Source organism: Mycobacterium sp. RTGN4 (assembly GCF_033804635.1).
Taxonomy (GTDB): domain Bacteria; phylum Actinomycetota; class Actinomycetes; order Mycobacteriales; family Mycobacteriaceae; genus Mycobacterium.
On record NZ_JAPZLB010000004.1, the window covers coordinates 69,831 to 82,442 of the forward strand.

The 12,612-nt window shown below is 66.9% G+C and carries 13 protein-coding genes; 9 read left to right on the top strand and 4 right to left on the bottom strand.

What is annotated here, in order from left to right:
• The first annotated feature begins 4 nt into the window (after window positions 1-4).
• Complete coding sequence (locus tag SLQ30_RS10180) at window positions 5-484, top strand: VOC family protein (protein ID WP_319446158.1); 480 nt, start codon at window positions 5-7, stop codon at window positions 482-484.
• 13 nt (window positions 485-497) lie between these two features.
• On the opposite strand, the gene SLQ30_RS10185 is transcribed toward SLQ30_RS10180, so the two are convergent.
• Both SLQ30_RS10185 and SLQ30_RS10190 read right to left on the bottom strand, forming a co-directional pair.
• Window positions 498-1,646, bottom strand: coding sequence for an NAD(P)-binding protein (locus SLQ30_RS10185; RefSeq protein WP_319446159.1), 1,149 nt, complete (start codon window positions 1,644-1,646; stop codon window positions 498-500).
• An 81-nt stretch (window positions 1,647-1,727) separates the two neighbouring features.
• On the bottom strand, window positions 1,728-2,531 hold the full coding sequence (locus SLQ30_RS10190) for an SDR family NAD(P)-dependent oxidoreductase (RefSeq protein WP_413467985.1): 804 nt from the start codon (window positions 2,529-2,531) through the stop codon (window positions 1,728-1,730).
• A gap of 252 nt (window positions 2,532-2,783) precedes the next feature.
• On the opposite strand from SLQ30_RS10190, the gene SLQ30_RS10195 reads away from it, so the two are divergent.
• The 6 genes from SLQ30_RS10195 to upp all read left to right on the top strand — a co-directional run bounded on the left by SLQ30_RS10195 (window position 2,784) and on the right by upp (window position 8,558).
• On the top strand, window positions 2,784-3,539 hold the full coding sequence (locus SLQ30_RS10195) for a dienelactone hydrolase family protein (protein WP_319446161.1): 756 nt from the start codon (window positions 2,784-2,786) through the stop codon (window positions 3,537-3,539).
• Window positions 3,540-3,541: 2 nt separating this feature from the next.
• Window positions 3,542-3,814 (top strand): DUF6295 family protein, encoded by a 273-nt coding sequence (locus SLQ30_RS10200; protein ID WP_319446162.1) that lies wholly within the window; start codon window positions 3,542-3,544, stop codon window positions 3,812-3,814.
• Window positions 3,815-3,879: 65 nt separating this feature from the next.
• Window positions 3,880-5,325: an MFS transporter gene (locus SLQ30_RS10205; protein WP_319446163.1), complete on the top strand. Its 1,446-nt coding sequence runs from the start codon at window positions 3,880-3,882 to the stop codon at window positions 5,323-5,325.
• A 117-nt stretch (window positions 5,326-5,442) separates the two neighbouring features.
• Window positions 5,443-6,726 carry a GTP cyclohydrolase II gene (locus SLQ30_RS10210; protein ID WP_319446164.1) on the top strand — a complete coding sequence of 428 codons (1,284 nt, stop codon included), beginning with the start codon at window positions 5,443-5,445 and terminating at the stop codon, window positions 6,724-6,726.
• Complete coding sequence (locus SLQ30_RS10215) at window positions 6,723-7,925, top strand: URC4/urg3 family protein (protein ID WP_319446165.1); 1,203 nt, start codon at window positions 6,723-6,725, stop codon at window positions 7,923-7,925. The genes SLQ30_RS10210 and SLQ30_RS10215 overlap by 4 nt, the downstream gene beginning before the upstream one ends.
• Window positions 7,926-7,928: 3 nt before the next feature.
• A complete protein-coding gene (upp, locus tag SLQ30_RS10220) occupies window positions 7,929-8,558 on the top strand; it encodes a uracil phosphoribosyltransferase (RefSeq protein ID WP_319446166.1) in 630 nt (209 codons plus the stop codon).
• A gap of 2 nt (window positions 8,559-8,560) precedes the next feature.
• Here the strand turns inward: upp and SLQ30_RS10225 are convergent, their stop codons facing one another.
• The gene (locus tag SLQ30_RS10225; protein WP_319446167.1) at window positions 8,561-9,991 is read right to left on the bottom strand and encodes a fatty acid--CoA ligase family protein; all 1,431 of its coding nucleotides are present in this window, start codon (window positions 9,989-9,991) and stop codon (window positions 8,561-8,563) included.
• On the opposite strand from SLQ30_RS10225, the gene SLQ30_RS10230 reads away from it, so the two are divergent.
• Together SLQ30_RS10230 and SLQ30_RS10235 are read left to right on the top strand one after the other, a co-directional pair.
• Window positions 9,990-10,118, top strand: a complete 129-nt coding sequence (locus SLQ30_RS10230) for a hypothetical protein (protein WP_319446168.1) — start codon at window positions 9,990-9,992, stop codon at window positions 10,116-10,118. The genes SLQ30_RS10225 and SLQ30_RS10230 overlap by 2 nt on opposite strands.
• Window positions 10,119-10,130: 12 nt before the next feature.
• Complete coding sequence (locus tag SLQ30_RS10235) at window positions 10,131-11,177, top strand: tetratricopeptide repeat protein (protein WP_319446169.1); 1,047 nt, start codon at window positions 10,131-10,133, stop codon at window positions 11,175-11,177.
• A gap of 9 nt (window positions 11,178-11,186) precedes the next feature.
• On the opposite strand, the gene SLQ30_RS10240 is transcribed toward SLQ30_RS10235, so the two are convergent.
• Window positions 11,187-12,398, bottom strand: a complete 1,212-nt coding sequence (locus tag SLQ30_RS10240; protein WP_319446170.1) for an acyl-CoA dehydrogenase family protein — start codon at window positions 12,396-12,398, stop codon at window positions 11,187-11,189.
• Between the last annotated feature and the right edge of the window lie 214 nt (window positions 12,399-12,612).

Genomic DNA, 12,612 nt, shown 5'->3' on the forward strand with positions numbered 1-12,612 from the left:
CAGCATGATCACCGGGCTTGCACACAGCGGCGTGTGCGTTGAGGACTGTGACGCTGCGGTCGCTTTCTATCGCGACGTGTTGGGCATGACGGTTTTGTCTCCGCCTTACATCATGGACAACGACGCGATCCAGGACGACATGGGTGAGCTATTGCCCGACCCGCGAATGAAGGCTGCGATCGTCGGGTTCGGGACCGACGGCGACCGCGTGCTCGAGGTGATCGAGTACCTCGCCGACCACGGCGACGACCGAGGCCCGCGGTCCAGCTTGTCCGACAAGGGCCTGTCGCACATCGGCTTGATCTGTGAGGACCTCGACGCTACCAAGGCGGAGCTGGCGCAAAAGGGCGTTCGATTCCTCGTCGACGGCATCGCAGAGGTGGCCAAGGTCCGCACGACGTGGTTCGCCGATCCCTGGGGTGTGGTCTTCATCCTCGTCGAGAAGACCAAGCCCGCGCGGCCCTACTTCGCGCAATGGGGCTAGTCCTTCGACGACATTACGTCACGGCCAGTCGACTTGCGTGGAGTGCGCTGTTTATCGAAACCTCGGCGAGCAGGCCAGGAGCCGCGACGGAATCACCGATCAGGTAGCGGCCGTGGCCTTGATCGATCGCGGGTCGGTCTCGCCAGGTTTGGCCTGGCAGGTCAACCGCTCCGGTGCGGTTATTGGCGGCTTGTTCGCGGCGCCAGGCCAGCCGCTCCCGCCACGTCGGGTATGCGAGCTCGAAGACTGCTTCCAGCCGCATCAGCCCCTCAGCCTTGGATTCTCCTGGGCGCAACGGGATTTCACCTTGGAGGAGGCTGTGTCCGGTAGGTGCCAGGGTAGGGTCCTGACTGGTGAAGCATTCGATCATGGACCCTTCGTCGAAGTCGAAGACTGCGAACGGATCGTGGCGGTCGCGCCGAAGGCCGATATCGAGTAGCGCAGCTCGTCCGCCCTCCCACCGCAGGGTGTCGTCCTTGATGAGCGACCGGGCCGCCTCCAAGGTGGTGGCGACGATGACCGGGCCGGATTCTGGCAACTCCGTGACGCGAGAACTGGTTTCGATCCGAACGCCGCGGGCGCTAGCGGCGAACTCCATGCGGCCGATGACTGCGCCCCAACCTCCGCGGGGATAACGGGTGACCGGTGGGAATTTGAGGGTGGTCACCCTGAGCAGGCGCTCGAAGACGAACGCTGCGGATAGCCGGCCCGGATCGGCGTCGTAGATGGCGGGCCCTACCATCCCTTCGGCCGCTCGGCAGGCGGTGTCGCCGAATTGCTTGCTGGCCCAGTCCCGGAAGCTGACGTCGATCGGTGCTCGGTGCCGGCGCCCGACTGTGACCATGGCGGCGAAACTCGTTGGTGGGCTTCTACGTAGCCTGCCGCCATGACGGATGCGCAGCTTGCTCATCTGGCGCAGGCCCAAGCGCTCGGCGGGTTGAACGAGGTCGCGGTCCGCCAGCCATCGCCACGGTGCTCCGTCGTAGAAGGCATGGGTGCCGTCGTTGGCGATGTAGGGCGCAGGTGTGCTCCTGGCGCGTCCGCCCAGTGTGCCGTGCGCTTCATGTAGCACTACGGATGCACCGTGCTCAGCGCAGGCGATGGCCGCCGTCAGCCCCGCCAAGCCGCCACCAACCACCGTTACCGTTGCTGGGGACGTCAAGACGGTTCCCTTCTGCTACCGCTGCACATCGCCGGATATCACTGACGGTAGGACGCTCGCCCCGCGATGTGAAGGGCTCCCCTACTGCTCGCCCAGCCCCATCAGTTCGGTGACGCCATGGTCGCGGCCCGCGGTGTAGCCACCGTCGACCGCGATGGCCTGGCCGCTGACGAAGCTGGCGTCGGCAGACAGCAGGAAGGCTGCTACCGAAGCGATCTCGTCCGCGCGGCCGAATCGCCGCAACTTGTGCTCGTGGCGCAACGCCTCGCGCGGACCTTCGAACCCCGGCATACCCATGACCGAGTCGAACATTGGCGTCTCGATGAAACCCGGACAGATGACGTTCGCACGAATCCCGCTGGGCCCGTAGTCGATTGCGGTGTTCTTCGTCAGTAGCACGACGCCGCCCTTCGACGCGTTGTAGGCGCTGCCGCCGGCCGTGCCCTCGATACCCTCGATGCTGGCGAGGTTCACGATGGCGCCTCGCTCACCGTCCACCCGCTCCTGCTGCAGCATTTGGCCGAGGGCGGCCCGGGCCACCACGAAGGTCCCCTTGAGATTGATGCCCACAACTCTGTCCCACTCGTCGTCGGGCAGCATGTGGACCGGGCCGCCACCGGCGACCCCGGCAGCGTGCACGACGCCGTCGAGCCGCCCGGCAGCGGTGACCACCGCGGCCACTGCTCCACCGACTGCATCGGCGTCGAGCACGTCGACCGTCTGGTACATGAAAAGGTCGCCGACGAGACTGTCTGGCGCATGGGGCGCGAGGTCGACGCCCACGACGCTGGCGCCGTCGGCGAGCAGTCGTTCGACCGTGGCCTTGCCGATGCCCGACGCGGCGCCAGTCACCAGCATGCCCTTGCCTTCGAACCTGCTCATCATCTCGCTCCTCGGTCTGCGACTGCCCAACGATAGTTGGTCGGGCGTGTTCGTCCCTGCCGTTCGATCGCATCTGATTCAACGGTGTCAGCCGCGTCGCATTACGTCACTGTGACTAATGGTGCGCGTGGCGATGCCCCTCCAAATATGCTGGGCTACAGTCTGTCTCGCTAGCAATCCATCCAATCGAAGCGCCCCCAGGCATGCGGACTACCTTGGAGTCGAAATGACAGCCAGACTCCGGGAGGCAACACGGTGAGTCCCGTCAGCCATGACGCGATCCAAGCCGAAACCATCACCATCACGGGCCATGGCGGTGACCACATCGAGGCGTATCGGGCGGTGCCGCTGGCGGCGGCTCCGCGGGCAGGCATCGTGTGGATTCATCACATGCCCGGCTACGACCGCGAGACCAAGGAATTCGTGCGGCGGTTGGCCGTCGACGGCTATCAGGTGGTGGTTCCGAACCTGTATTCCCGCGAGGCACCCGGCGCCGACCCAGATGATGCGGCGGCGACCGTGCGCGCCGCGGGCGGAGTGCCCGACGAGCGACTGGTCGGTGACGTCGCGGGCGCCGCGGAGTACCTGCGCGGACTCGATGGCGCCACCGGCAAGATCGGGGTGATCGGCCACTGTTCGGGCGGTCGGCACGCTTTTCTGGCGGCCTGTTCGCTTTCCGTCGACGCGGTGGTGGACTGCTACGGCGCCTTCGTCGTCGAAGATCCACCGGAGGGCATGCCGAAGGCCATGCAGCCCATCCTGGGGCTGGCACCGAATCTCAGCTGTCCGCTGCTGGGACTGTTCGGGAAGGACGATCGGTATCCGTCGCCCGAGTCGGTGGCCACGCTGGACGCCGAACTCGATCGACTCGGCAAGGACCACACGTTCTTCTCCTACGACGGCGCGGGTCACTCGTTCTTCTCGGTGGATCGTCCGGCCTATCGCGTCGACGCCGCAATCGACGGCTGGCAGCGGATCGCAGATTTCTTCGGCACCCACCTGAGAGGCTGACCATGTGCACATACCTCACCGAGAAGATCGAGGTGGACGGCAGCGGGAAGGGCGCTAGGGGCTGGTTCTCGGTGACCGAAGCGACGGTCTACGTCGACCATCCCGTCCACGCGCCGTACGGCCACACGGTCAACATCGACATGCTCAACCCGGCGCTCGGCCCGTCGGCACGGGTCGCCCTCGAGCTCACCGAGGAGACGGCGATCGCCCTCGCCGACGCCATCCGCCGGGCCATCGACAGCGCTCCTAGGGGTTTGGCGTCCCAGGATCAGTGACGAGCGGCCCCCGCGCGACCGATATTCGGTAGCCCACATAATTAGTCGTGCGAAAAAGGTCGGCGGTGACGGGCGCGAGCACGGTCGAGACCTACCCTCGCCCCCGACTGCTCATCGTTTCGCTGAGCTTCGTGGCGTTGACCGTGGCAGTGCTGCAGACCGCCGTCGTTCCCGTACTCGGCATCATCGCCGACCAGTTGCATGCGTCCCCGGTGGCGGTGAGTTGGGCCGTGACCGCGAACCTGCTGGCGGCCGCGGCCGCCACTCCCCTCATCGGACGGCTTGCGGATCTGCACAACAAGAAGCACGTGCTGCTGGGCGTGTTGGTCATCGTGCTCGTCGGTTCGCTGCTGGCGGCGATGACGGCGTCGCTCGCGCTGTTGATCGTCGCGCGCGTGCTTCAGGGAGTCTCGTACGCGCTGTATCCGATCTGCGTCGCCATCTTGCGCGACGAACTTCCCGAGGAATCCGTGGTGACGGCGCTCGCCGTGCTGTCGGGCACGCTGGGTTTCGGCGGCGGGACGGGCCTGGTCGTCACCGGCCTGCTGATGGACGGCAATGCCGGCTATCACCGGGTCTTCTGGCTGACCACCGCGTTCACGCTCGCCGTATTGGTGCTGGCCGTCGCGACGATTCCGTCGCGCCCTAAGGCCGCTGAAGGAACGATCGACTGGTTGGGTGCGCTTGGGCTCGCCGTCGGACTGTCGGCCGCACTGCTGGCGATCACCCAAGGCAATTCGTGGGGTTGGACGGCGCCCGCCACTGTGGGCGCCGCAGCCGTCGCCGTGCTGGTGCTCGCGGCATGGTGGGCGTGGGAGCGGCGTCAGCGCCACCCATTGGTGTCCATCGAGATGCTGACCCGGCGCGCCGTGCTGCTGACCAATCTCGCCACCGTGTTTGTGGGCACCGGTCTGTACTTCGGATTTCTCGGGCTGACGCAGTTCGTCCAGATAGACCGCGCCACAACCGGTTACGGGTTCAGCGCTTCGGTGCTGCACGCCAGCTTGGTATTCCTCTTGCCAGGTGCCATCGCGGGGTTCGTGACCGCGACGCTGTCCGGACGCTTCATCGACCGGTTCGGCGCCCGACCTGTCTTGGTGAGCGGCGCCATCACCGGGATCGTCGGGTTTCTCTGGCTGGCCATCGCCCATTCGCAGCCCTGGCAGGTGATCGTTGCGGGCATCCTGGTCAACGCCTACATCAGCCTTGGCTACGGAGCGCTGCCCGCTCTGGTCGTCAGCGAGGTCTCCAGCGGCGAAACAGGAGTGGCCACCGGCGTCAACGCGATCGCCCGCACCATCGGCAGTTCGGTCGCCGCTGCGCTGGTGGCCGTGCTGCTCAGTCACCCCGCGGCTCGCACGGGCCTGCCCGCCGAACACTCGTTCGTCGTGATCTTCGTCGCGGGCGCGGTTACTGCAGGCCTCGCCATGGTGCTGATCGCGCTCTCCCGCGCCCGCCGCGGCGACGGGCATTCCCTCGAGGCGCGCGCGATGAGCCACGAGTGGGGATGAGGACGGCGCGCGCAAGCGGAACTGAACCAACACCGCTGGTCCATGAATCGCCGTCGGTCGCCCGGCAGCTACATGCGCGCGTCGCTATGCTGGCGCCTTGACGACTAAAGGACCGACATGACCGCTGACGCTGGTGCCGCTGCGCCGCCGCCTGCGGCACCCAAGCCCGCAGGCAGTCACATCCGGCTGACGTCGCACAGCGGGGGGTTCGAGGCCCCACCGATCCATTGGGGCGCTCCGACGGCCACCGAACGCGGGCCGGTCATCGGCACCACCACGACGCGGGGCCACCGCAACGTCATCGGCACCCACAGCGGGTCGTACGGCGTGTACCGGGCACTCGCCGTGGCTGCGGGCGCACTGTCCCGCGAGCATCGCGCCGACCTCACGAACACCTCACCCACCGACGTGATCGGCCCCCATCCGCAGTGGAGCGAACCCGGAAAGATCACCAGCATGGACCCGTGGGGCGCGGTGGTGTCCGACGTCTTCGCGGTCGAGTTGAGTGCGGGTTTCGACGTCCGGCCCACGATCGCCGTGACCAAGGCGCACGTGATCCTTCCCGAGGTCGCCGAAGCCATTCAGAAGGGTCGGCTGCGCCCTGATGGCCACGTGCTGCTGCCCAACGGCGCGGCGCTGGTCACCAAGGCGGCGATCGAGCCTGTCTGGTATCTGCCAGGGGTGGCGCAGCGCTTCGGATGCAGCGAGACCGAGCTACGTCGAGCCCTGTTCGAGGAAACGGGCGGCATGTATCCGGAGCTCGTCACCCGTTCGGACCTCGAAGTGTTCCTGCCGCCGATCGGCGGCCAGACGCTCTACATCTTCGGCGCTGCGCGCGACCTGGCCGATCCAGAAGTGGAATTGACGGCCCGCGTGCACGACGAGTGCAACGGCTCCGACGTCTTCGGTTCCGACATCTGCACGTGCCGGCCGTACCTCACGCACGCCATCGAGGAATGCATTCAAGGTGCACAACGCGGGGGCGTCGGCCTGGTCTCCTACTCCCGCAAGGAAGGCCGCGCACTCGGCGAGGTGACCAAGTTCCTGGTGTACAACGCGCGCAAGCGCCAAGAGGGTGGCGACACCGCCGACGCCTACTTCGCCCGCACCGAGTGCGTCGCGGGTGTGCAGGACATGCGCTTCCAGGAGTTGATGCCCGACGTGCTGCATTGGCTGGGCATCCGCAAGATCCACCGGCTGGTGTCGATGAGCAACATGAAGTTCGACGCGATCACCGGTTCGGGCATCGAGGTCGGCGAACGCGTGAACCTCCCTGACGAGCTGATTCCGGATGACGCCCGCGTCGAGATCGACGCGAAGATGGCCGCGGGGTACTTCACGCCGGGCCCTGTTCCGGACGCCGAGGAGTTGAAGAAGGCCAAGGGCCGGGGACTGAATTGACGACGCTCGTCGGTGTCGACACTGCCGAGGGCGCGGCCAAGGCGTTGCGTACCACCGCCGCCATCCGCGAGCGCGCCCAGTTCTTGTTGCAGCGTGCGCGGGCCGGGCGGTCCCGCTGGTTCACGGTGGACGACAACGCCTTGCCGACCGCAGCGCACGAAGTCGCCGAAGTCACCCTCGCCCGATACCCCGACTTGAACATCCCGTTCCACAGTCGCTGGCGGCACTTCGAGGCGGGCGGTGTCGACCGCGCCATCGGATTGGACGCCCACGCCATGATCGACCTCGCCGTCGTCAGCGTGCTGCTCGACGCAGGTGCCGGCCCGGACTGGCACTACGACGAGGCGGACAGCGGGCTTCGCTTCGCCCGATCTGAGGGGCTCGGTGTGGCCAGTTGGCACGCCTTCGCCGCCGGGTTGTTCTCCAGCGACCACGCTCATCCGCGGCAGGTCGATGCGGCGGGGCTCCGTCAGCTCGACGCCGGTCGGCTGGCCGACGCATTTCAGGTCGGTCCGTCGAATCCGATGGTGGGCCTGGACGGTCGCGTCTGGATGCTGCACCGGCTCGGCGATGCGCTCGCCGCCCAACCCGAGGTCTTCGCCCAAGGGCGGCCGGGTGGCCTGTTCGACGTGCTCACCGCGGCCGGCGGCCCAGTGTGCGCACCCGACATCCTCGCCCTGGTGCTGGTGTCGTTCTCGCGAATATGGCCGGCCGACAACGTGATCGACGATCAACCACTTGGTGACTGCTGGCGTCACGAAGCGGTACCCGGCCCTGGTCTCACGGCAGGGTGGATGCCCTTCCACAAGCTGTCGCAATGGCTGACGTACTCGCTGCTGGAGCCCTTCGAATGGGCCGGTGTCCGCATCCATGGGCTCGAAGAATTGACCGGCCTTCCCGAATATCGAAATGGTGGTCTGCTCTTGGACACTGGCGTACTACGACTGAATGATCCCGAATGGGCCGAGCATCCATTGGCGGTCGGAGACGAGTTGGTGGTCGAGTGGCGCGCGCTCACCGTGGCACTGCTGGATGAGTTGGCCGTGCTGGTTCGGGCCCGGCTCGGGGTCGACGCCGAGCGCATGCCGCTGGCCTGCGTACTGGAGGGCGGCACCTGGGCGGCGGGCCGCGCGCTCGCTTCACGCTTGCGAGCCGGCCTGCCCCCGCTCTCGGTCACCAGTGACGGAACGGTGTTCTGAACCATGGGCACCGTCCACCTCGTCGACCATCCGCTCGTCCAACACAAGCTCACCTTGATGCGCCGAAAAGAGGCCTCCACCAACAGCTTCCGACAGCTGCTTCATGAGGTCTCCGCGCTGATGGCCTACGAGGTGCTGCGCGACATGCCGCTTCACGACATCGAGGTCCAGACCCCGCTGGAAGACACCACCGGGAGCGTCATCGACGGCAAGAAGCTCGTCTTCGCCTCGATCCTGCGGGCAGGTGCGGGCATCCTCGAGGGCATGCTCACCGTGGTGCCCGGGGCGCGCGTCGGCCACATCGGCCTGTACCGAGATCCCAAAACGCTTGGCGCCATTGAGTACTACTTCAAGATGCCGGGAGACCTAGGAGAACGCGACATCGTCGTGGTCGACCCCATGCTGGGCACCGGCAACACTGCCGTCGCCGCCGTCGAGCGACTGAAGGAAGCCAGGCCCAAGTCCATCAAGTTCGTCTGCCTGCTCACGTGCCCCGAGGGCCTCGCTGCGATGGATCACGCCCATCCCGACGTGCCCATCTATACCGCGGCCGTCGACCGCGAACTCGACGAACACGGCTATATCCGACCCGGGCTCGGCGACGCGGGCGACCGCATGTTCGGAACGAAGTAGGCTCAGGAACGCCCGACCGCGTCGAGGTGTAGCTCCAAGAGCTTGGGCCGCAACAGCTTTCCCGCGCTGTTGAGCGGGAGTTCGGCGACGTCGTACCAGTGTGCGGGCACCTTGAACCCCGCGAGCCGGGCGCGGGTGAACGAGGCCAGCTCGGCGTGGTCGAGGCCGCCGGCGGCGTCGGACGCGACGACGAATGCGGCAAGGGTCTCCCCAAGGCGCTGGTCTGGTACGCCGACGACGCCAACCCCGGCGACTCCGGGATGCTCCACCAGAACGTGCTCCACCTCCAGCGGGTAGACGTTCTCTCCACCGCGCACGACCATGTCGTTGCGCCGCCCAACCAATCTCAAGTAACCCTCCGAGTCGAGGGCGCCGAGGTCGCCGGTGTGCAACCAACCGTCCTCGTCGTGGATCGACAGGTGCGGGGCCGCGGCCAGCACCTCGCCGGTGCCTGCGCCGTCGATGCGCAGCGACAATCCAGGCGCTGCCCGACCGACGGTGTCGAGCAGTTCGGGTCGGCCCTCCGCCGCGCTGCGATGATCGGCTGGGCCGAGGGTGGCGATCGGGCTGCCCTCGGTCTGGCCGAAGATGCTGACGAGGTTGACCCCGGGCAGGGTGTGGAGCACGCGGCGCAGTGTCTCCGGGCTCATCGGCGCCGCGCCGTAGATCAGCGTGTGCAACGGCACGTCATCGAGCGCGCGCTCCGCCAACAGCATTTCGATCATCGTCGGCACCAGCAGGCAGTGCGTCGCACCGGCATCGCGCATCCCCCGCCACCATGAGGTGGAGAACTGCGTCGTCGAAAGCACCGTGGCCCCAACGGAAAGCGCGGTGAGCACGTTGCCGAGTCCGGCGATGTGATGCAGTGGCGACCCCGTCGCATATCGGTGGTCTGGTCCCAGCCCGATCACCTCGGCCGACACCTTGACCCGCGCCGTCAGCACGTCCTCGGTGAACGGGACGCGCTTCGGTTCACCCGTCGTACCCGAGGTGTGAAGCTCGAAAGCCGCCGGCCCCCGGGTGCGAGGCAGCCGTGCACCCGAGCTGCGCAGGTTCGGCACGACGTGCACTTCGGCGTCTGCAATCGTCGCCGCCGCGGCAGCCGTTTCGTACCAACGGGATTCGGTGACGATCACTCGCCCCCCGAGGCTCGCCACCGTGCGCGCAAGTTCGCGCGCCGTCAATCTCGGGCCCATCGGCGCGAGGGGCCGGTTCGCAGCCGCGCCACCGAGCAGCAATGCCAATGCGTCGGAGTTCGTCGTCAGCAGTGCGGGCACCGACGCGCCGGGTCGCGGTTCGAGGCTGGTCAACACCTCTGCGGCGTGCCTCGCCTTGCCGATGAGCTCGCGACCGGTCACGGCGCCCGCTTCGTCGACTACCGCCAACCGATCACTCGCGGAGTGGACTGCCCACACGTCGTCGAGCCAAGCCATGCCGAGCACCGTAACGCCTCGCGCTCTGGCGATGCTGGCGACCTGGGGGCGGGCCATACACTCGATGGCGATGTCCGACGATCCGCTGTTCCTTGATGTCTACCTACGCCGCAACAAGCGGCTCTAGCACCGACACGGCATGGGAGAACCAGGCGCGATCGAGCGCATCGACAACCTGCGCGCGCTCAGTCGGTTCACCGACGCCGAGCACCTGATCCGTACCGCACTCGCCACCGAACCACAGGACGCTCGGTTGTTGTGGCGGCTGGCCGCCGTGCTGCTCGGGACGCAACGCGTCGCCGAGGGGCTGCACGCCTCGGGCGCGGCCGTCGGCGCCGATCCGCAGAACCCCGATGCGCAACGCCTCCACGCCCTGTTGCTCACGGCGAACAACCGTCACCAGGAAGCCACGTATGCCGGGTACGCCGCGGTGACGCTCGCACCGCAGCACGCCCACACCGTCACGGTCTACGCCCACGTGCTCAAGTGCGCCGGCCGTTACGCCGACGCAGCCGCCGTCGCCCGGCGCGCCGTCGAGCTCGCACCGAATGATCCCGACACGCACATGGAGGTCGGCGACATCGCGCTGTCGTCGGGTGATCGCCAAACCGCGCGCACGGCTTACGAGAACGTCCTGGCGCTCGACCCCGAACACGCGACGGCGCGACGGAACCTCGCCGCTGTCGACGTGATGAGCCGTCGACCAAGGCTGGCGCTCGGCGGACTGGTGCAGGCCGGTCGGATCAACCCGGACACCCCCCAGGTGCTGCCGATCGTCGCAGCGGTGCTGTGGCAGCTGAGTTGGCGCATGCGGGTCGGGCTGGTCATCGCATTGGTGCCGGTGCTGATCGTCGGAGCGAAGTACGGAAACGATGCGTCGTGGACGACGCGAACCGTGGGCGCCGTGGTTCTGATGCTGGCCGCCGTCGTCACCTGGTGGCATGTCCGCGGGCTACCGCGTGGCACCGGTCGCGTCATCATCGCGGCACTGCGCGGGGACGGTCTGCTGATGGCGACTTACCTGTTCATCGCCTTCTGTCTGGTGGTGTACGTGGCCGTCGCGATCAGCGGCGTCGCGCCGGTGGCCGCGATCATCTGGCCGATCGCAATCGTGTTGAGCGTCATCGCCATCGCCTCGCGCGTAGCCGGCGGGTTCACCCGCCGTGCGCAGTCGAGGCGGCGGTGACCCGATGGGTCACTTCAGCGGAAGACCGGTGATCGCCCGCGCCATGACGAGCCGCTGAATCTCGCTGGTGCCTTCGAAGATGGTGAAGATCTTGGCATCTCGGTGCATACGCTCGACCGGGTAGTCCCGGGTGTAACCGTTGCCGCCCATGATCTGGATGGCCTCGTCGGTCACGTAGACCGCCGTTTCGCTGGCCGACAGTTTGGCCATCGACCCCTCTGCGTTGGTGAACGGCTTGTTGTTCCTGGCCATCCAGCCCGCCCGCCACACCAGTAGCCGCGCCGTGTCGATTCGGGTCTTCATGTCGGCCAGCTTGAAGGCGATGGCCTGAAAGTCGCCGATCTTGCGGCCGAATTGCTCGCGCTCCTGGGCGTAGTCGAGCGCGTATTCGTAGGCAGCACGGGCCACGCCGAGCGCCATGGCACCGACCGTGGGTCTGGTGCGTTCGAAGGTCTTCATCGCCGCCTGACCCGCCGAGCTCTTACCGTCCTTCGTCCGAGCGATGCGCTCGTCGAACTTGTCCTTGCCGCCGATGATCAGCCTGCCGGGAATTCGAACGTCGTCCAGTACGACTTCGGCCGTGTGGGAAGCCCGGATGCCGTGCTTCTTGAACTTCTGACCTTGGCTGAAACCCTTTGTGCCGGGAGGGATGATGAAGGTCGCCTGCCCACGAGATCCGAGCTCGGGATCGACCGACGCGACGACGATGTGAACGTTGGCGATGCCGCCGTTGGTCGCCCAGGTCTTGGTTCCGTTGATCAGCCACTCGTCGGTGGCCTCCTGGTAACGCGCGCGGGTGATGATCGCCGCGACGTCCGAGCCTGCCCCCGGCTCCGACGCGCAGAACGAGCCCAGTTGCGGTTCGGCGATGCTGCCGAACATCTGGGGCAACCACTCCCCTATCTGTTCGGGGGTGCCGGTTGCGGCCAACGACGCCGCCGCCAGCCCGGTGCCCAGGATGGATAGCGCGATGCCGGCGTCGCCCCAGAACAACTCCTCGAACACCGTCAGCATCCCGATGCCGCTGGGCTCGGCGGCTTGGGCGGCAAAGAGCTCCATCGAGTACAAGCCGACCTTCGCGGCCTCCTGGATGATCGGCCAGGGCGTTTCCTCGCGCTCGTCCCATTCGGCTGCGGCCGGGCGCACGACCTGCTCGGCGAAGGCATGCACCCAGTCGCGCACCTCGATTACGTCTTCGGACAACTCCAGCGAAAACGTCATGGTGACTGGTCCTTTCGGTGGTCCACACTTGGCGCACAGTCGCCTCCGGGCGCGTTGGCGGCCCGGGCGATCATTCAGTGAACGAATGTACACAGATGACTTGTGATCGTCCAACGCCGGCCCTGCCGGCTGGGTGGGAGGGTGCTGGCCCGCAAGACCAACTTTTCGCAAACATCATCGGACATCGGTTTATTACGGCTTGACGAATATTACG